Origin of the sequence: Vibrio sp. SNU_ST1 (genome assembly GCF_030563405.1) — a bacterium.
Classification (GTDB): domain Bacteria; phylum Pseudomonadota; class Gammaproteobacteria; order Enterobacterales; family Vibrionaceae; genus Vibrio.
Window position 1 is genome coordinate 689,583 of the sequence record NZ_CP130748.1, and the last position, 20,101, is coordinate 709,683.

The 20,101-nt window shown below is 40.5% G+C and carries 20 protein-coding genes; 18 read left to right on the forward strand and 2 right to left on the reverse strand.

What is annotated here, in order from left to right; translation table 11 throughout:
• Window positions 1-61 precede the first annotated feature (61 nt).
• The 13 genes from Q5H80_RS03025 to Q5H80_RS03085 all read left to right on the forward strand — a co-directional run bounded on the left by Q5H80_RS03025 (window position 62) and on the right by Q5H80_RS03085 (window position 10,107).
• The gene (locus Q5H80_RS03025; RefSeq protein WP_304568633.1) at window positions 62-364 is read left to right on the forward strand and encodes a hypothetical protein; all 303 of its coding nucleotides are present in this window, start codon (window positions 62-64) and stop codon (window positions 362-364) included.
• A 95-nt stretch (window positions 365-459) separates the two neighbouring features.
• On the forward strand, window positions 460-648 hold the full coding sequence (locus Q5H80_RS03030; RefSeq protein WP_304568635.1) for a hypothetical protein: 189 nt from the start codon (window positions 460-462) through the stop codon (window positions 646-648).
• Window positions 648-2,210, forward strand: a complete 1,563-nt coding sequence (locus tag Q5H80_RS03035) for a hypothetical protein (RefSeq protein WP_304568637.1) — start codon at window positions 648-650, stop codon at window positions 2,208-2,210. Before Q5H80_RS03030 ends, Q5H80_RS03035 begins: the two co-directional genes overlap by 1 nt.
• 170 nt (window positions 2,211-2,380) lie before the next feature.
• On the forward strand, window positions 2,381-2,515 hold the full coding sequence (locus tag Q5H80_RS03040) for a hypothetical protein (RefSeq protein ID WP_304568638.1): 135 nt from the start codon (window positions 2,381-2,383) through the stop codon (window positions 2,513-2,515).
• A 74-nt stretch (window positions 2,516-2,589) separates the two neighbouring features.
• A complete protein-coding gene (locus Q5H80_RS03045; protein ID WP_304568639.1) occupies window positions 2,590-2,790 on the forward strand; it encodes a hypothetical protein in 201 nt (66 codons plus the stop codon).
• Complete coding sequence (locus tag Q5H80_RS03050) at window positions 2,787-3,095, forward strand: hypothetical protein (RefSeq protein ID WP_304568641.1); 309 nt, start codon at window positions 2,787-2,789, stop codon at window positions 3,093-3,095. Before Q5H80_RS03045 ends, Q5H80_RS03050 begins: the two co-directional genes overlap by 4 nt.
• A gap of 322 nt (window positions 3,096-3,417) precedes the next feature.
• On the forward strand, window positions 3,418-3,747 hold the full coding sequence (locus Q5H80_RS03055) for a hypothetical protein (RefSeq protein ID WP_304568643.1): 330 nt from the start codon (window positions 3,418-3,420) through the stop codon (window positions 3,745-3,747).
• Window positions 3,740-3,937, forward strand: coding sequence for a hypothetical protein (locus Q5H80_RS03060; protein WP_304568644.1), 198 nt, complete (start codon window positions 3,740-3,742; stop codon window positions 3,935-3,937). Before Q5H80_RS03055 ends, Q5H80_RS03060 begins: the two co-directional genes overlap by 8 nt.
• Window positions 3,938-4,388: 451 nt before the next feature.
• Window positions 4,389-5,600, forward strand: a complete 1,212-nt coding sequence (locus Q5H80_RS03065) for a phage major capsid protein (protein ID WP_304568646.1) — start codon at window positions 4,389-4,391, stop codon at window positions 5,598-5,600.
• A 10-nt stretch (window positions 5,601-5,610) separates the two neighbouring features.
• Window positions 5,611-6,465: a phage major capsid protein gene (locus Q5H80_RS03070; protein ID WP_304568648.1), complete on the forward strand. Its 855-nt coding sequence runs from the start codon at window positions 5,611-5,613 to the stop codon at window positions 6,463-6,465.
• A gap of 104 nt (window positions 6,466-6,569) precedes the next feature.
• Entirely contained in the window at window positions 6,570-8,462 is a 1,893-nt protein-coding gene (locus tag Q5H80_RS03075) for a hypothetical protein (protein ID WP_304568650.1), read from the forward strand.
• Window positions 8,463-8,471: 9 nt separating this feature from the next.
• Window positions 8,472-8,702 (forward strand): hypothetical protein, encoded by a 231-nt coding sequence (locus Q5H80_RS03080; RefSeq protein ID WP_304568652.1) that lies wholly within the window; start codon window positions 8,472-8,474, stop codon window positions 8,700-8,702.
• A gap of 844 nt (window positions 8,703-9,546) precedes the next feature.
• Window positions 9,547-10,107 (forward strand): hypothetical protein, encoded by a 561-nt coding sequence (locus tag Q5H80_RS03085; RefSeq protein ID WP_304568654.1) that lies wholly within the window; start codon window positions 9,547-9,549, stop codon window positions 10,105-10,107.
• A 74-nt stretch (window positions 10,108-10,181) separates the two neighbouring features.
• Here Q5H80_RS03085 and Q5H80_RS03090 read toward each other — a convergent pair whose 3' ends face one another.
• Window positions 10,182-11,078 carry a LysR family transcriptional regulator gene (locus Q5H80_RS03090; protein ID WP_304568656.1) on the reverse strand — a complete coding sequence of 299 codons (897 nt, stop codon included), beginning with the start codon at window positions 11,076-11,078 and terminating at the stop codon, window positions 10,182-10,184.
• A 161-nt stretch (window positions 11,079-11,239) separates the two neighbouring features.
• On the opposite strand from Q5H80_RS03090, the gene Q5H80_RS03095 reads away from it, so the two are divergent.
• From Q5H80_RS03095 to Q5H80_RS03105, 3 genes are all read left to right on the forward strand, one after another.
• Window positions 11,240-12,235: a TDT family transporter gene (locus Q5H80_RS03095; RefSeq protein WP_304568658.1), complete on the forward strand. Its 996-nt coding sequence runs from the start codon at window positions 11,240-11,242 to the stop codon at window positions 12,233-12,235.
• 216 nt (window positions 12,236-12,451) lie between these two features.
• A complete protein-coding gene (locus Q5H80_RS03100) occupies window positions 12,452-13,510 on the forward strand; it encodes a DNA cytosine methyltransferase (protein WP_304568659.1) in 1,059 nt (352 codons plus the stop codon).
• Window positions 13,510-14,718, forward strand: coding sequence for a DNA cytosine methyltransferase (locus tag Q5H80_RS03105; protein ID WP_304568661.1), 1,209 nt, complete (start codon window positions 13,510-13,512; stop codon window positions 14,716-14,718). The genes Q5H80_RS03100 and Q5H80_RS03105 overlap by 1 nt, the downstream gene beginning before the upstream one ends.
• A gap of 230 nt (window positions 14,719-14,948) precedes the next feature.
• Here the strand turns inward: Q5H80_RS03105 and Q5H80_RS03110 are convergent, their stop codons facing one another.
• Window positions 14,949-15,935 carry an HNH endonuclease gene (locus Q5H80_RS03110; RefSeq protein WP_304568663.1) on the reverse strand — a complete coding sequence of 329 codons (987 nt, stop codon included), beginning with the start codon at window positions 15,933-15,935 and terminating at the stop codon, window positions 14,949-14,951.
• A gap of 354 nt (window positions 15,936-16,289) precedes the next feature.
• Here Q5H80_RS03110 and recC point away from each other — a divergent pair, with 354 nt between their 5' ends.
• Both recC and Q5H80_RS03120 read left to right on the forward strand, forming a co-directional pair.
• Complete coding sequence (gene recC, locus Q5H80_RS03115) at window positions 16,290-19,766, forward strand: exodeoxyribonuclease V subunit gamma (protein ID WP_304568665.1); 3,477 nt, start codon at window positions 16,290-16,292, stop codon at window positions 19,764-19,766.
• Between the two features lie 6 nt (window positions 19,767-19,772).
• Complete coding sequence (locus Q5H80_RS03120; RefSeq protein WP_304569427.1) at window positions 19,773-19,934, forward strand: hypothetical protein; 162 nt, start codon at window positions 19,773-19,775, stop codon at window positions 19,932-19,934.
• Window positions 19,935-20,101 lie beyond the last annotated feature (167 nt).

The window sequence follows — 20,101 nt, forward strand, 5'->3', positions numbered from 1 at the left end:
AATGAACATACCCGCGCCTAAACAGTGCGGGTTTTTTATTGCCTAAAGAAAAGGAAATACCATGGATTTATTCGAAGAGTTAGCGAAGTTTGAGAAGAAGACAAACAAAGTCACTGAGATGAACATCAACGAACTAAGAGCTTTAGCTAAAGTTACGACCAAACAAGTTAAGCAAGGCGTGAAAGTTTCGGTGAAGTTACGCAACAAGTTAGTTCATAGCACGACTACGGACGCGTTAAACGAAGACCAAGTGGTGAACCTATATAAGCAAGGTTTAGCGGGTAATCATTTGGATGTTAAATTGGAGTCGGTACGCGATAAGTTTAAGAAGGTTTCAGCGAGTTCTAGCCAAGAAACGAACTAGTAAAAAATGTTATAATAAGAGATAAGGCGAGTTTCAAACTCGCCTTTTTCATAGCTTCATACCGCACAAAGTACCGCAAAAACCAAGGAAAAGTAATGGACACTAAAAAGCTTAAAGATAAGTCGCTACACAAAGCGCACCGACCAAGAGAAATCACTGATGACGTAGTTAATAAGGTCATTTGCCTACGTGAAAACTATACGTGGGCTTCGATAGCTGAAGCTACTGGATTTAGTGAAAGAGGTTTACAAAACGCATTGAAGCGATACAAGGACAGTAAGTAATGAAGAGTTGGAAAGATTTGATTAATGAGCACGTTGTTCAGAAGCAAGTGCAAGAAGTGGGTAAGAGTTGGGATGAATACGACCAAAAAGCAAGTGAGATTGTGAACAAGTTACACTGCAATCACGCGGTGTTATACGTAGCTAATGCGGGTGATGGTAAGTCACGTGTTGCGGGTGCTATCGCTAGTTATCTACAGAATGAGTTCCCCACAAGCGCACTATCAACGCCGGTTGTATTTTGTACCAATACCCGATACAACCGCGATGAGTTCGCAAAGAATAACCCTGAATTTGTGGTTATCAAAGGTACAGGCGAGATTGTAGAAGAGGTTGCAGGAAAAGGCGCATCAATGGCCTTGAACGAGTTATATAAAGACCTAGAACCAGACCAGTATGGTACAGCACTTACCACCATGTTTAATCAAGGTTACATTACAGCGAGTGAGCTATACGATATCAAAGCAGAGTGTCGTGATAACTACGACCGTATGCGAAACTCTACGTTTATCAGTATGACTATTGCAAAGGTTCAGGTAGGTAAACTGGTTCGCATGTTCAAAGGTCGCTATATTCTCATGGATGAAATGCGCTTAGACCGCATTTTATCAGTTGAGGGTAAAGCAAAAGCTTATGGTGTGGATGTTCAAGTATCAGCAGATGAACGAATCCAACAGTTTGCTAGCAATATGAAGCACCTCAGCGAAAGCTTTGATAATTGGGATTCAAACACTAAGTTTGTGTTATTCAGTGCTGAAAAGTCTCTACTACGCGCCTTTGAGTCTCAACATATGCCAGTTGTTAAAAGTGACAACGTAGGTGAGGGGATTGTTATTATTGATGATTCTCTACAGGTATTAGTAACGCGTTCAACACGTAATACATTTGGTGAAACTATTGCCGAGTACGCGACCAAACACGGGTACATGGTTATTGCAGATGGTAACGATAAAGCAACGATGAGCTTTGAAGCTGCAAAAGGAAGTAATGATTTAATGGATAAAGATATCCTTACAATTGTTACTCATCCACACCCGTATAAAATCGCCCCAGTCATGACAGCAACAAACTGTACAGAGTTTGAAGCAATGAAAACCGTTATTAGTGATGAGGTAAATCAAGCCATTGGTCGAAATACTGGATATCGCAGTAAAGGTGCGAAACACGTTCTAGTGGTTAATAAAGACATCTATGATAAAGGGTTGCTAGAACTAGACACGGTTGGAGAGCTTCACTTGTGTAATGGTAAGGATTACATCAAGGATTTACCTGACGGCTTTATCAAGGACTTGTGCGGGGAGCTATATAAAGGTTCAGCTAACATTGTTAGTAAGTGCGCAATGTCTGTAGTCGGTGATTGGATTGGATTGGTTGGGTGGGATGTGGAGAGAAAAGGAAAAGATACACGCGACCTAATCAAAGCACACCTAAAAGAGCTAGGCGTTAGTGATAAGCAAATCAAGGATGATTCTCTAGTCAGTCAAGTAATAGCTAAAATTGATACATTTGGGATTAAGGAAGTAATCAACCGAAAGGTCAAGTATTACGTAATGCCAAGTAAGTGATTTGTTTCAAGTGGGAATTTCTTCCCCTTCTCTTATATATATATAAGGAAAGGGGAACTTTTTCCCCTCCCCGAATCCCCTCGTTTTATCACGCCCAAGCGAATCCCCACTTATCGATTAAATAGGTATAGGGGAAAAACTCACCTCAATTTTAATATATAGAAATGACAATGAAAGCCAAAGCAACCAAAGATATTACAGAGCTAATCAGCAAGCAGTGCTTTAATAAAGAGCAACAAGAGCAATACGTATTAGCACTACAGAAAGCAGTACAAAACCTACAGACACAAAAAAGCCCTAACTAATAATAGAAAGGGCTAATTCGTAAACCAAGAAAGTGACTTTGAAATGTCATAACTATTTATATAAGGTTTATCGAATGGATTTTGAAATAATTGATTACGAAGAAGCACTACACGCGGTTATTATTGATTGCCTGTTTAATTCAACAAACTGGTACGGCACTAACAGCCATGCATTAAGAAAGAACAGCTTATCACTAGATGAGGCATTTAATAGCTTCAATAACAACATAGAAGAATTAGAGAGTATGGGAATACTCACAAGGAACAAACCATGAAAAAAGAACTATATGTACCGTTACCATTCATTAAGAAACGCCTAGAGAGCCTAGGTTATTCAGATAGTGTTATGTGTGACTTTACCAAGCTAATGCAGTTATCACGCGACCTAGATGAGTATGACATTATGGAGTTGCAAGGACTACGCAAAGAACACCAACGCACTACAGATAGGTTAGATGTATTAGATAAATTGATTGATTTAGCTAATGAGCACCCCTTATATACAGAGAGCAAGAAACAAGAAGTAATGCAGGAACATCTAAACGAAATGAATTACCTAATTGCAGGTGTTGCCCTATAGCACACCCTCATATACATCCCTCATATACACCCCACCTATACAGCATTAGCACACACTAACATGCATAGATATGCAATGCGTGTGAATATCATAAGCATAATCATTATGTACTCACTAGATAGTACACCCTCTTGATATATTTTTAGATGACTAGTAAGTGCTTGTTTTGCAACGAGTTTTCAAGGGTGCGGGGCTATATCGACCATAGACCGCGTGTGGTTCACTGCCCTGTGCTAGTGACGAAAGTGAACAGGTCAGACCAGTTAGTGAGAGGTTTTTATTCAAATAGTGCATAAAGAGTGCATAAAATAAGGAACAAGAAATGAAGTTAACAGCGAAGGAACGCAAGGTATACAAAGAGCTTTTAAATGATGCAATAGATGTTACTACGGGTGACATTGCGCAAATGGAACAGCTTGCAATACTGACAGCTCAAGTTGATATATTAAAGCAACAGGTACAGAAAGACGGCCTTACATATACGAAGGAAGACCCGCAAGGAAATACACTTGTAAAGAAACACGGCCTATTAGAAACGCTACAACGCACACAGGCAACACTTACAAGTAATCTAGATAAGTGGAACAAATACCAGTTATCAAAAGAGAAACAATACTTTGCGCGTGTATATGAGGAAAACCGAGATGAATAGACAGGAAGCACTTAAACAAGCAGCAGAACAGAAAGCACAGCTTGATAATTTAGCAGCGAAAGAAAAGAAAACAGATGAATCAGAAAAGGTGAGAGCTTTTATTATTAAGTTCTGTCAGGAAGATTACAACTTTGAAGCTTTATGTAAATCATATGATATTGCACCAGACGACCTCAACAAAACCAAATAATACAGATACGAAAAAGCCCCATACAATTAAGTATGGGGCTTTTTTTATGCCTGTATGTGTCACGTTACTTGTGGAGACAGATTAACATACAGGATTTTAATTAGTTTATTGTGAAACTCTCTATCGGAAAAGTCGCACATTTATTATTAACTTTTCATATCTGACAACATCCCGTTGCTAAATCGATACTAATTAGGTAAACCAAATAGCCTATGCATTTAATAATAATAGTTACTGATGAAATTGCAGGTAAACGATTCAATCCGTATTTGCCTAGCAAGCATAAAAACCTATAGGTGGTTTATATATAAAAAAGAATTTTGTTATAACAATCGATCAATAACTATATATATTTAGTATTTTGAAATACCCCACTTTCCCAACTGATAAATAAGTTGTACGCGCAATTAAGCGCACCTCAAAAACAACCTAATTTATTAAGGGAAAGAATATGGATTCCAAACGAATTGAAAATATCCAATCAGTAGCGGGTATTAAAGCAGTACTAAATGATATCAATGAAGAAGTACAAGAAGCACTTAGTGTTGCTTCAGACGCAAATACAAAGAATAAAGTACGTGTTGCAACAGCAGCAGGTAAAGAGCATAAAAAGACTAATAAGCTAAAGCTTAAGCAGTTCATTAAATCAGGCACACCTACATACACTGAATTTGCAAGTGAGAAAGGTCTACCGCTAGATGGTAATACAGCTCTATATGAATCAGAACTTAATACAAACGTTATTGAGCAAGCAATTCAAAACAGCGCGATTCTATCAGCAGTTGGTAAACGTTCTACAGATAACTTAGATTACCGCCGTACAGTTTTGACTGTTCGCCCTGAAGTACAACTAACAGCAGAAAACACGGGGTTTGTAGCTGTAGCAGAAACAGCGGCACAGGACTATGATGTTTTGTCAGGTCTGTACACGAAAATGTATTCGTTCCCTCGCCTTACTAATGAAGTAATGGAACAGTCAGACGTACAAGTGGAATCAAACCTTATTAAGCTACTAGCTGAACAGTTTGAAATTACAATGCAAGATCAAGTACTACATGGTGACGGTACAGGCACAGGTACAAAGGCAGACCCGCAACAGTTACGCGGTATTACAAACGCGGCTATTGATCGTGCTAATTCATATGCAGAAGCACTTAAACCCGCAGCAACACGCGCACGTGATGTATTTGCAGCAGTGGCAAGCGGTGCAGCTTCAGATATTGGTACAGACGCGGCAAAACTAGAAGCAAACCTTTATAAGTTAATGCTTACAGTTCCAGAACGCAGCCAAGCAAGCTCAAGCTTTGCAATGCATCCAGATACACTTTCATTCCTTATGCAAACGCTAAAAGGTAATGATGGTCATTCACTGATTAAGATTAATAACATTCAATCTAATGGTGTTTGGGTTCGTCGTCTATCTCTATTTGGCGCACCAATCATTCTAAATGAAACAATGGATGTAATCGCAGCAAATAACGCACCCGTTGTATTTGGTGACTTCTCAGAAGCATATGAACTATTACAACCAAATTCAGGTGCAACACACTTTATTCAAGACCAGTTTACTATCCCTGATACAGTTGGTTTCTATATGGATTCCCTATTTGGTTCTATTGTAGCTGACCACGAAGCACTAGCTGTACTAGTAGTTCAAGCATAAGGGGTTGTATATGAAAACATTACAATCACTTAAGGCTTTTAATTATGACCCTAAATTAACAGCACCAGAACTAAGTGCAGCAATTACAGAACAAGCATTTAATACTAGTTCTCTAATTACAAACATGGGGCAACATTACACAGATAATCCGAATTATCGAAATGTATATGTTACACATCCTTCTATTATGGACGCTACAGAAGGTGCGGTTATTCCACCTTCTACAGTACAGAGTTATTCAACAACAGTTGCTGACTTTGTAAAAGTAGCTTCAAGCGTAGAATTAACTAATGAAGTGCTATCGTTTTCTAAGTTTGATATTGAATCAAACACAGCAATGCTAGTAGGAACTGTATTATCAAATGAAATTGCTAACAAAGCAGTAGCTAATATTGCAACTCGTTTTGTAGATGCACGTACACCACTAACGCAAACAGAAGAAGTATTACGCTTAAAATCAGGTTTTGTTGGTGAATGGGGTAGTGATGTTAGAACAGTTTATGAATTTCTAGCAAGTGCAGTAAAACAGATTCCTGATGCATATGACGCAGATAGCAAACTGTTTTGTAATAAGAGTAACTTTGTTGATTTTGCTAGTTCTATTACAGCAGAGGGTGAGCAAGTTTGGCTTATTCAAAACGGTCTACTTCTAGGTCGCTATGAGGTTGTTATCTGTGATCAGTTGGACGACAACACAATGTATTTCGGTTCAATGATGAATGCATTTGATGTTGTAGCAATGACAGGTAATCAGACTATTGATGAAGTTACAAAACCTGATGTTTTGAAGATTACAGAAACTAATAAGTTTGCCTTCACAGAGAAAGATACTTTTGCACTAGTTGCTATGACAGCAGAACTATAAATGTATTTCTGGTTACGCAAGCGAACACAGAAACGCAAGTTTAAAAAATAATATAAGCCCTTCCCTTATTTGGGCGGGGCTTTTTTTGTATATAGGGAAATAATATGGCGGCATACGCAGGTAATGTAAATGTATTTTTTGGAGTGTCAGACGAAGACTTTAGAAAAGGCATGAAAGAGATAGAAAAACAAGCTAGAGAAAGCTTAGGAAAAGCAGAGGGTGATTTTGTTAAGTTCGGTAAAACAACAGAGCAGCAATCAAAAGGTGTAGTTAAGAACGTTCGATATATGGCGGGGCAAATGGGCTACCAAATGCAGGATGTAGCGGTACAACTGCAACAAGGGACAAATGCATGGGTTGTATTTGGTCAGCAAGGCTCACAAATCGCGGGTGCTTTTGGTGCAGGTGGTGCAATCATTGGTGCGTTAATCGCAGTAGGTGCAGCAGTTGGTTCAGTAGCAACAGCAACAGCACAAAGCACAGATGAGATAGAATCTAATATTTCAGCATGGCGTGATCTAAGCAATGAACAGCAAAGAATCACTAAGCTAGATATTGAGAAGAAAATCAAGGATTACACTGAACAATTAGCAGACGCTAATATAGAACAGACCAAAATCAAGAACGAGATTAAAGGTACTGAACAAGCAGTAAAACGTGCTGAAAATCAATGGCTCAATACATCTTACGCAGTTGAAAAGTTTCACGCAGCAACAAACGCTACTAGTGATGATTTACTAGAGAATCAACGCCTAGTTGCAAACCTAGAAGCAGACCTTAAAAAACTACAAGCTAGTTACGATGATTTAAGCGGTAACACTACAAATTCAAGGGATGCATTCGCAGAACTTAACCAACAGTACGCAGACCAGATTAATACACTTGGTTTGAATGACAGAGAGCTATCAAAGTACGAAGCAACGCAACGCTTAGGTATTGGCGCAACAGAAGCACAGATACAAGCAACACGTACGCTAATCGATGCTTACTACGACCAGAAAGCAGCACTGGAAAGCGTAACATATGGATCTGATAGCTTAGGCTTAGGTATTTCAGAAGCTGAAATTAAAGCAGAGAATGCTTTGATTGCTTCAGAGCGTAAAAAGTACCTAGGAGAGCAAAAACAGTTTAATGCAGCAGTAAAGCAACTAGAGCAATCAGCACAGCAAGACTTACAAGCCGTTGCACTTGGTTATGTTGCTGAAGACAAATCACGTATTGAAGCGCAGCGTAACTTTGACCTACTTAACCTACAGAGTCAGTACGATGAAAAGCTACAGCAAACAGAAGCATTCAGAACGAAAGAAGCAGCTATTAACGCAAAGTATGACCAACAACGACAACAGGCAGAACTAGCAAATACAATTACTTCATTTGAGCAACAACAAGCTTACTACCAAGCAATCGCGCAACTAGGAAACCAAGCAGCAGCGGGTTATTCACAAGTAGCAAATGACCTTAAAGGCGCAACTGATGAAGAAGCAGACGCAATTAAGAAAGCATTCTTACTTGAACAGGCAAGCGCGGCAGCTACAGCAACAATTAGCTACTACGCGACTCTAGCAAGCATTTCACAGGCGAAAGCTAGTATTGATGCTGTAACACTTGGTGTTGGTGGTGCGGCCTATTTTGGTGTAGCACAAGCACAAGCGGCAACTACGTTAGGCACTTCATTAGCAGGTATTGCAGCAACTAGTTTAGGTGGTGTTGCATCATTCGAGGTAGGTACTGAATACCTACAGGATGACGGCTTGATTATGGCTCACAGAGGCGAGCGAATTGTACAAAGCGATATCAACAAGGACTTATCTCAGTTCTTAGATAGCAACAAATCAGGTATGCCAAAACAGACAGTTATCAATGCCCCTTTGAATATCCCGTCAGGTGCAATCATTGATCCTAAAGCATTTAACAAGATGCTTATTGACCAACGCAATACAATCTTAGCGGCTCAACAGAAAGCTGAACGTGAAAGACCTACCAAGAAGCGCAGGTAAGGAATTGATATGGATTACATAATTGAAAGTGATAATGTGTTTGTTAGCATCAAGGTAGGAAACAAGATTCATAGTGTTAACAGTCCTGAAGCGATTAACAGAGTGTTACCGTTATTGGCTAAACATCTACGAGTTACGCACCAAGACGCTATGCAAGTGATTCAGAAAGCAATCTTACAGGATGGTTTCTATCAGGGTTGTGATTCACTTATGAAGCTACAAGAGCACCTAGCAGAATAATGTTCATAAAAACAGTGCGTATATTGCGCCATAATAATCACAGTGATACTATATGTTGTATAGAAGCATTGCTTCAATAGTGATGAGAAAGAGTGATGATGATGACCTGATTTTTAATCAGGTGGACTTGGCATTTATGTCTAAACCATACTTTGATAGGTTCGCCCTACAGTATAATCATCAACATAGTAGCCAACTTAAAACATTACTAGGCTACGCAGTAAAAGGAATAACGGATGCAAAGTCCGCTAGTTCTTACACTGGTACAGTTACAGTTAGTGCTTACCATGTTAGACATCGTTAAGCACTTTATGTAACTAGAAACCCGTCCTTGTGGCGGGTTTTGTTTTATCTGAGCTTTCACTTCGAAAACTTACTCACAGTTAAATTAATCACAGGCGTGTATAACTCACTTAGTTTGCTGTTAGTCTTTCTTAGTGCTTCACATGAAATCACGTAAAATCACAAGTAGTCACTGAATGTCACCCCTTAAAGAAAATTCAAATAAAAACAGTAAATTAGGTACAAACTATAACTATTAATAGTAACAGATCATTTTTTGATCATTTGATTTTCTAAGGGTAAAAACTTGTTGTAATGACGATCACATTTGATAGACTTCACATCAAGCAAATCTATACACGCACTAGTGGACTAAACAACCATTAGCGCACACAACTAGTAATCTTATTTTGTTGGGCTTAAACAATCCAACAGAGTTGAATTACTGAAAGGCACTATTCTAGGGTGAGAGCCAGTATCGTGAGACTGGTCAGGGTTTTGTATAGAACCCGTTTTGAGATACCCCTAGTAGTGCCTTTCTTCGTTATGGGACTATACAGCCATGATAACCGCACTAACTACCGCACAGAACGAAGTTCTAGACCAAATTTGCTATCTAGATACGCACTTCAAGACCAAACACAACCTAGACTGTTTCTCACAGTCAAACGGCCAAATAGAAAGACACTTCAACAAAACAGGTAATGCAGGTTACTGCAAGCGAACCATTCAACGCGCAATCAAGAAACTAGAAGATATCGGGCTTATTTCGGTCGCTTATCAAATGGGTTTCAAGGGTGCTAATCTGTTCTACGTACATCTAGAAAAACTAGAAGAACTAAAGAAAAAATCACTAGATGAATGTACGAACGCAAGCGAGAAAGTTAAGAACGTATTCCATAGGTTTATTACTGACTCAGTGCTCAAAGGTAAGACAGATTTAAGCGAACCTGAACAAGCGAAAGACTTCACTAGTTATTGCGTTAATACGTTCGATGAATCGTATTTTGAGCACGAAGAGTCATATAACCAATTGAAATTGTTAGATGAAATTTTAGATTATCAGAGAGCAATGAACGAGGGGAATAACGGTTTACCGTTACAGCCATGGTTAATCCTCTAAGTTTGATAAATTTTACTGGCTTTTTATACAGTTTCTGATGTTAAAAGTCCAGTTGGAGCCCTAACAATGCGGCCTCAATCTTGATGTGTAGCCCAGTCTTCACAATAACTCATGAAAGATTTCAGCAGCGGGCTTTGATATTTGTCTTTATGGACCAGCATCCAGAATCGACGTTTCATGTCGAGTGGGACATCGAGTGCTTTCACTCGGCCAGAGTCAATTGCTCGTTGCGCTGCTAACCGTGATAAACACGCGAATCCAAGATTGGCAGAAACAGAATTGATGATCGCCTCAGTCGTGTTGAGCTCAAAGGATTCATACCAATGTTCGATGCGTGGTGCGACGGCACGAAGAAAAAACTCGCGAGTGCCAGACCCCGACTCACGTAAAATCCAATGACTATCTTCTAAATCGCTTAAAATCACTTTTTCTTTTGAATTGAGAGGGTGTTGATTACTAACGATAATACACATTTCATCGCTACTGAACTGGCTAGAGATCAACTCCGGATGGAGTGTTTTTCCTTCAATTAACGCGATATCCAGTTCATAATCAACCAACTTTTGGCAGATCAGCGCACTGTTTGAAATGAATAAGCTCTGATCTTGATGTTGAGTTAGCTCGCGAAAGCCAGACAGAATAAACGGTGCGACCTGATTACCAATCGTGTCACTCGCGCCAACCTTTAGATTACCACTTAACGGTTGGTCGTCGCGGAACAAAACATCGATACCTGCGGCTCTATGAAGAATCTCGTCAGCCAAAGGAAGTAATTTTTGACCTTCTTGATTGAGAATTAATCGGTTGTTGACCCGGTCAAATAGAGAGTGACCTAACTGTTTCTCCATTTCTCCTAGCGCCATGCTGACAGCTGCTTTAGACAGAAATAGCGCTTCTGATGCAGTCGTAAGCGTCGAGTGCTGGGTAATAGTGACAAACACTTTGAGTTGTTTGATTGAAATATTAGCCATCAGGTTCCTGGTTTTGCGTTGCTAGTGGAAAGGTGTCGTTCAGCATTAATGAACGCTTGTTATATATAATTGGATATTGTTTAACGAAGCGCAAGCGTATTATGGCTTCAACAAGCTGATGAGTTCACAAGTTTAGTGAATTAAGTTTAAGAGAGGCTGACATGATTCAACGTATTAAATATAGATTAACAGGAGCTCCAACACCCATGGCAGGGTTAGCACTCGCAATTGCAAGTTTAGGCTGGTGTTGGGATGGTGTTTTAGTCGCACAAGGTATTTTGCACACACCGGGTTTGGTGCAGTGGATCAGTGCTGGTATAGCGGCGATATTGCTTCTTGTTTTAGCTGTGAAATTTTTGATTCACGGCCACTTATTACGTGAAGATCTTGCTCACCCTGTTGTCGGCAGTGTTGTACCTACATTTGCGATGGGGTGCATGGTGGTGTCTGCTTCGTTGGCTCCAATCTCTCAATTTTTACAAGAAGCTATGTGGCTCGCTTCGGTAGCGTTACATGTCGTGTTCTTGGTGAGCTTCTTATACCACAGAGCTAAAAACTTTGAGATTCACCACATGGTGCCAAGTTGGTTTGTGCCACCAATCGGTATTATCGTGGCAGACGTTTCTTTTTCAGGTAACCCGATCTTAGAACCCGTAGCTCATGCGACTTTAGTCTTTGGCTTATTGGTTTATGCCGTAATGTTACCTCTCATGATCTACCGTTTGATCTTCTCTCATGAAGTGCCAGACGCAGCAAAACCAACCATTGCGATTATGGCGGCACCAGCCAGTTTATCTTTAGCAGGCTACCTAACGGTGACGGCAAATCCTTCGCCAGTGATCATTGGGTTACTCTTTGGTATTGCAGTGTTGATGACGTTTATTATCTACATCGCGTTTTTCAAACTACTTCGTCTGCCTTTCAGCCCAGGCTATGCGGCGTTTACATTCCCAATCGTGATTGGTGCAACGGCGCTATTCAAATTGGCAGCTTGGATGCAAACTGTTGGTGTGGAAACTCACTATGTGGATCAAGTCTTCAACCTAGCGTATCTAGAATTGATTGTGGCAACGTTTGTGGTGGGTTATGTGGCGGTTCGTTATTACATGAATTACAAACCTCACCGTGTTCTAAGTGCGGTAGGCAGTAGATTGTAAGAAGCAATAGTTCAAAAGATAAACGGGCCTTAAGTTTTCAGTATTTCATCAGCTTATATTGCTAATCCAAACTCGGCACTTACCTTAATTTTGAAATCACTTAGCCCATCAATATACCTGAAATAGACCGGACCAGAATGCTGATTTGAAGCATTTCAATTGAACTTATAACTGTGCTAATATCCAGTGTTTTTTATTTTCAATTGGAGCTCTACCTTGTCAAAACAACGATTATTAGTCGACTTATTCTCCGGATGCGGAGGAATATCTCATGGCTTTGAACAGTCTGGTTTTGAATGCGTGATTGGTGTTGATATAGATGCTCCAGCTTTAAAAACATTTGCGCACAATCACCCTCACGCCAAGCCTATGCAGTTAGACTTATCCGCACCTGAAAGTATTGACTCTATAGTTGAAGAGCTAAATGGTCGTGAAGTGGAGGTTATTGTTGCGGGCCCACCGTGTCAGGGCTTTTCATTAACCGGAACTCGTAATGAGGATGATAAGCGCAACAAGCTATTCTATTCGGTATTTCAGTTGGCAGAACGTATCAAGCCTAAATATATTGTGATCGAGAACGTGCCGGGAATAGCTAATTTGTATGAAGGGAGAGCACGAACTGCAATCTTGGCTGAATTTGCTCGCCTTGGGTACTCTAATTCAGAAAAACTCATGTATGCACCAGATTATGGCATTCCGCAAATTCGGAAACGTATGTTTTTTGTAGGGATCTTGAACGGTGAGCGTTTTGAGTTCCCTAAGCCTAGCCACACTCAAGAAAACTATGTTACATGTGAGCAGGCAATTGGAGATTTACCTACTTTAGAATCAGAACTTGGCAAAGAAGTGTCTGATTACATTATGGCTCCGCAAAGTGAGTATCAATCACTGATGCGCAAGAATGCAACTCAATTGTTTAATCATGTCGGAACTCGTCATACGGAACTTGTTGTTTCTGTAATTCGTCAAGTACCAGAAGGTGGTAATCACAAAGACTTACCGCCGGGTGTCGGTGACTCTCGTAAATTCAATGAAGCTTGGACTCGTTATCATAGCCAAAAACCTTCTAAGACCATCGATACTGGCCATCGTAACCACTTTCACTATAAGTGGGATCGTGTACCAAGTGCGCGTGAAAATGCTCGCCTTCAATCTTTCCCTGATGATTTTCAGTTTGTTGGTCCAAAGACACAGCAATACAAACAAATTGGTAATGCGGTCCCACCGTTACTAGGCCTAGCGATCGGTAATCAAATTCTTAAGTTGGAAAAATAATGATGCTAAATTCTATAGACCTGTTTGCAGGTTGTGGTGGTTTAACTGATGGCTTTAAACAATCTGGGGAGTTTAAGCTATTGGCAGGAGTTGAGTGGGATAAACATGCAGTCCATACTTTACGCCAACGCCTATCTACACGTTGGAACTATAGTGAAGCGAACTCTTCAATGCTCCATTTTGATATCCAAAGAACAGATGAGTTGCTCTTTGGCTATGACAACGATCCAGAGTACGGAAACTCAACAGGGTTAAATAAGCTAGTTGGCAGTAACAACGTTGATGCTGTTATTGGTGGTCCACCATGCCAAGCATACTCAATTGCGGGTCGTATTCGCGATGAAAATGGTATGCACGATGACTACCGAAATTTTCTCTTTGAATCCTATATGAAGGTAGTTTCTCATTTTAAACCACAAGTTTGTATTTTTGAGAATGTTCAAGGAATGTTGAGTGCAGCTCCTGGCGGTGTTTCAATTGTTGAGCGAGTAACAAAAGCTTTCAATGATGCGGGTTACTATATTTCAACTAACTTGAAGCGTGATGCTCTATTTGATACTTCTGAATTTGGAGTCCCTCAAAAAAGGTTGCGTGTGATTATTGTAGCTCTAAGAAAAGATGCCTTTTCTGATTGTGAGAACAAAGTTAAACAATTCTATAAAAAGCTAAACTCATATAAAGTTGATATTAAAGCGACAGTTGATGAAGCTATAGGTGATTTACCTCAGATATTTCCAATAGAAAATGCAGTAGCTCGAACATCACATAAAATGGAATATTCTAAACAAAAGGTATTAAATCATGAACCTCGTTTCCATAACGTACGTGACATAGAAATATTTTCCCTTTTAGCTGAAGACATACGAAGTGGGAAAAATGAGTATGTTCACAGTGATGCACTTAAAAAACTGTATACAGAAAAAACAGGAAAATCTTCTTCTGTACATAAATACCATGTACTACGACCTAATTTACCGAGTAATACGATACCTGCACATTTATATAAAGATGGTCTAAGACATATTCATCCAGACCCTGAACAATCGAGAAGTATCACGGTCCGTGAGGCTGCAAGACTACAAACTTTTGCTGATGACTTTGAGTTTTGTGCAGCTCAAGGTGCGAATTACAAGATGATTGGAAATGCTGTTCCACCGTTATTTGCGAAGTATGTTGCATTATCTCTTTCAAAAATATTGATAGATTGACAAAGATAATACATAGTAAAAAATGGTTGGCTTAAAATTAATGAAATTTATTCTGTGAATGCAAAAATACGGATTTACCCGTGGATGAATGCTAATTCCAAAATTACAGCGTAAGCTGTTTGTAAATTTGGTTAACGCTTTAGCGTTGTCACGGTAAGTTCCCCGGGCATGCCCGGGGGAATCTTCTAAAAGTGTTTTTATATTAACATATTATCTATTTAACCCTGATATTAATTGTCGGATATTTCATGTTCATCTCTATGATGTTTGTTATATTCATGAAATGGAGAACAAATTAGGTTATTTGGCGCTATTTTAATTCCTTTGAATTGATACAGTTCAGACTTGTTAGGGACCTTCGAGCTAATAATTATCTCATTGTCATCATTGAGGCTGAAAAAACCTTGGTCAAAACACTTGTGTAAGTCACTTGACATTAAAATCCCATTTGACGGTAATAGTGGCCCTCCATGTTGAGCAGCCTTAATATGGGCAGCCTCTAAACCTGTATGGTGGTTATCTATTAGCGATGTTCCTCTAATTGCACATTTGTTGCCATATATTTCACGAACAAAGCTTGCAAATTCGCTTTGAGATTTAATTAGTGTACTAAATATCCCACTAGGATCATCAGGGTGGTGCTCTTGTTGTTTTCTTGCTGCACTACCACTCTTTACATATTTCGAAGTGCTATTGATTATTTCACCAATATTTTCAATCTCTTTATCTGATTTTTTTATATCAGATAAATCGAAGAATCTCTCTGTATTTTTGAGCTTTTCTACATCTAATTTTCCATTTTTTATGCATTCTTTGAGTAGTGCTTCAAAGTCTTGGTAGTCATTGTCACTCTCTTGAATTGAATCAATATAATACTCATCATTGCTTAGTCTAATCATTACAATAATAATATTTCGATCTAGCGATAATGCATCATCAATACTGTTGTTTCTATAAATTCTAATTTCATTATGAGCGCGAGTAAGCCCCAAGTGAGGAAAAAACTTAGCATTGTGAAAGACAATGTTTAACGCAATTGAGTGTTGTTCTTTTGTGTATAGTTTTATTATTTTAGTATGGTTGAGTTGAGTCTCGGATAAGTGAGGAAATACTTCCCAACTTTTGGTAGGAATAAGAATGTATTTTCCTCGTTGGTCGGGTTTGTTTCCTGAATAGCCTGACTCTTGGCTTCCCAGTTTTTTTATAAATATGTTCATAATTTCCACTCAATTTAAATACGTCACATAGCATATAGTTTTAAATTTTCATATACAATTTATTTTGGTAAGGTTTTTTAATAAAACTAGGTAGAAAGATAACTGTGAATCATTTATATAATAAGGATGTTATTCAAGTGGCGGGATATTTATGCATCAAAATTTATTGTGTTTGTAATGACTTTTTAAAATGACTTTTTAAGGAAGTAGAGTTGAGGATAGTTTTAATAACCTTTGATGTTATTGATCTGGTACTTCTTGGTGGGAGACGTCATTTACGTAGTTTTTTAGTCTGAAAATACAGGTGTTTATGATATTCTTAAAATAATGTAATCAGGGTAGTTAGGATGCGTTGTGTTTACTGTTTACCATTCCAATAAAGTTGATACTTTAAAAATTCTCCTCGTTCACTTAATCAAAAGTGATCCTTTAGCCAATCCTTTCGAAAAAGAGCAGATCTTGGTTCAGAGCCCAGGTATGTCTCAATGGCTTAAGATGGAACTCGCCAAAGAGTTTGGTGTAGCAGCAAATATAGACTTTCCTCTTCCTGCAACCTTCATTTGGGATATGTTTACCCAAGTGCTTCCTGATGTACCTAAACGTAGTGCTTTTAACAAAGAAGCGATGACGTGGAAGCTGATGAGTTTGCTACCCGCTAAGCTTGACCACCCTGATTTTCTTCCTTTACAGCGCTATCTTGAAAACGACGAAGATGATTCGAAGCTGTATCAATTGGCAGAGAAAATTGCCGATATCTTCGATGGTTACTTGGTGTATCGACCTGAATGGATGGCGATGTGGGAAGCGGGAGAGCCCGTTGCTGAATTGGTCGATGATGAAGGGCAGCAAGAGCACCCTTGGCAACCGATTTTGTGGCACGCACTCTATGAGCAAACCCTGTCTCAAGGCCAATCAAAATACCACCGTGGCAACTTGTATCACGACTTCATTGAAGCGCTAGCCAGTCAACAAGGTCAATTGCAGCATCTGCCTAAACGCTTATTTGTGTTTGGTATTTCTTCGTTGCCTCCTCGTTACATGGATGCGTTGAAAGCGCTGGGCGAACAGATTGATGTTCATCTGATGTTTACCAATCCTTGCCAACATTACTGGGGCGATATTCGCGACCGTAAATATTTGGCAAGAGTTGAAGCCCAGCGTCGTAAGCAGTTTGCGTTGGTTGATGGTTTACCTCAACTAGAAGGCGAAGTATCACCATTGAAAGATGGCATTGAAGCCAACGTTGAAGATGAACTGCACACCAGCCAAGCCGTGGGTAATAGTTTACTTGCGTCTATGGGTAAGCTGGGCAGAGATAACCTGTTTTTACTATCTCAATCAGACAGCGAAGAGCATGAGTTCTTTATTGATGTTGAGAGGAATAACCTACTTCATCAACTGCAAGCCGATATTCTCCAGTTAGAAGAGCACCAAGACGACCACATCTTGGATTCCAGCCACCATAAACAGGTGGTTGAGCTTGGCGATCGCTCTCTGACCGTGCACGCTTGTCACAGCCCAATGCGTGAGGTTGAAGTCCTTCATGATCAGCTACTGGCGATGTTTGATGCCGATCCGACACTAAAACCACGCGATATCATCGTAATGGTATCTGACATTAATGCTTATAGCCCTGCGATTCAGGCGGTATTTGGTAATGCTCCGGGTGAGCGTTATATCCCTTACTCGATCTCTGATAGAACCGCAGACCAAGAAAGCCCAATTCTGACCGCCTTCATGCAGTTGGTCGCGCTACCGAACACGCGCTGTTTAGCCTCTGAGTTGCTAGAGTTATTAGAAATTCCTGCGATGATGGCACGCTTTGGTATTGACGATTTTCAATTCGAGCAAGCCAAGCAGTGGGTTGAAGAAGCGGGTATCCGTTGGGGTGTTGATGCTTCAACAGCGACAGAATTTGATCTACCTGCGACCGAGCAAAATACTTGGCTATTCGGCATTCAGCGCATGTTGTTGGGCTATGCGATGTCGGATTCTGCGGGGTTGTTTGAAACCGAGCATTCTCCGATTGCCGCTTATAACGAAGTTCAAGGCATTAACGCCGAACTTGCAGGTAAGTTAGCTCACTTTATCGATCGTATTGCCCATTACCGTCAACGCTTAACTGAAACACAATCTATCGATATGTGGCGTGAAATCTTGCTGACAATGATTGATGATTTCTTTGCGGTTGAGCTAGAAGGCGAGGTGGTACTTAAGTCGATTCGCGACGCGCTTTCTCAACTGAATGAGCAGCTTGATGATGCCTTGTACGAACAAGAGTTATCGCCAAGCATCATCTACCAGTACCTCAATAATAAGTTATCTGGCGCGCGTATTAGCCAGCGTTTCTTAGCTGGCCAAGTTAACTTTTGTACCTTGATGCCGATGCGTTCTATTCCGTTCAAAACGGTTTGTTTGTTGGGTATGAATGATGGGGTTTATCCGCCATCAAACCCTGTCGAGAGCTTTAACTTGTTAGAGAGAAGAGCTCGTCCCGGAGATAGATCTAGGAGAGAAGATAGTCGCTACCTATTCTTAGAGGCTATGTTGTCGGCGCAAGAGTGTTTGTACATCAGCTATGTCGGCCGTTCAATTCAAGATAATACCGAGCGAGTGCCATCGGTACTCGTTTCAGAGTTAATAGAGTACTGCCAGCAGAACTATTGCTTAAGTGAAGACCAATCACTACCCAGTGATGATTCTGGTATCAAGCTGACTCAAGCGATCAGCTTTGAGCACACCATGACGCCGTTCAGTCCCGCAGCCTTTACACAAGGTGACGCAAGCCATGTATTGAGTTACGCCAAAGAGTGGCTACCTGCGGCTAACCGTTCCGGTGAGCGCAGTGGTGAATTTAACCGTGCATTGGATGACTATTTGTTGGGTGCAACGTATCCGTTGGAATTGGATCTGGTTGAGCTGCAACGTTTCTGGCGCTTGCCGGTGCAATACTTCTTTAATCGCCGTTTAAAAGTGGTGTTTGAGCCACCGCTTCCTGTGATGGAAGACGATGAGCCGTTCGTACTTAATGGTTTAGAGAGTTTCCAGCTTAAGGATGCTCTGCTGCAAGTGTTGCTAGACCACCCTGAAGGCGAAGACGAAGCGGTTCGCTTGTTTGTCTCTGAGCAAAAAGCACAAGGTCGTTTACCGGTCGGAGCCTTTGGTGATATCGAATTTGAAACCAACCGTGTTCAAGCGGAAGACTTAGCTAAAGAGATTCGATTTGTGAGCGGATCACCGCAACAAGATCTTGAAGTTAATATCGAATTTGATGTGTTAGGCGAAGGCAAACCTGTTCGCTTGATGGGCTGGTTAACTCAAAACTATCAATCGGGTCTAGTTCGTTTCCGTAGCGGTAAAATACGCTCTCAAGATTATTTGGCAGCGTGGATTGATCATCTATGTTGTGCAGTGATGGGACACGGAAAGACGACCCATATTATTGGTTATGACAGAAAAGAGGGCGTTGTTCACCAAATGCTACAGCCTATAGGCGATGCGCAGCAGGCGAAGAGTTTACTGGCTGAGTTAGTACGACTGTTTTATCAAGGCATGACAGCACCACTGCCTTACTTCCCGAAAACCGCATTGGCTGGCGTTGAAGCGGGCTTTAGCCGTGGAAAGTGGGTCGATGATGAAGAGAAGTCGCTCAAGAAAATGACCGATACTTTTAATGACAGCTTCGCTTTTACGGGAGAGGGGAGAGATACCTACATCTCGCGCATTTGGCCCAAATGGGATGATGAGCTGGCTGCTGAGTCGCGTATGTATTCAACACTTGTGTTACAGGCTGCAAGGTTAGCGGCTGCCGATCTGGAAGAGCAGGAGTAAGTGGCTGTGAGCGATAAGATCAATAGTGGATGCGCTGAATTAATGAAAGACCAAAGAGAGTGGCTGGTAAACATTTGGGACGCTTGCTTTCAAGGTGAAGGGAATCAAGATGAAGAGAAGCAAGGTACAGGAAATAAAGTGGCCGCCAGTAAATCATTATTAGTGTAGGGCGTTCGCTGTACGGCCACAGGTCAGAGGGACCATTATTCTGTGGTTCAAAGTAACGCCGTAAAGTACAAAACTTGTACGCGCTCCTGAACTCGTGGGCGCATAGTAGCGAGGCGATCTGAATTGATCCGTGAGAGAGATCGCACTAACTATTAACAAATTAGCGT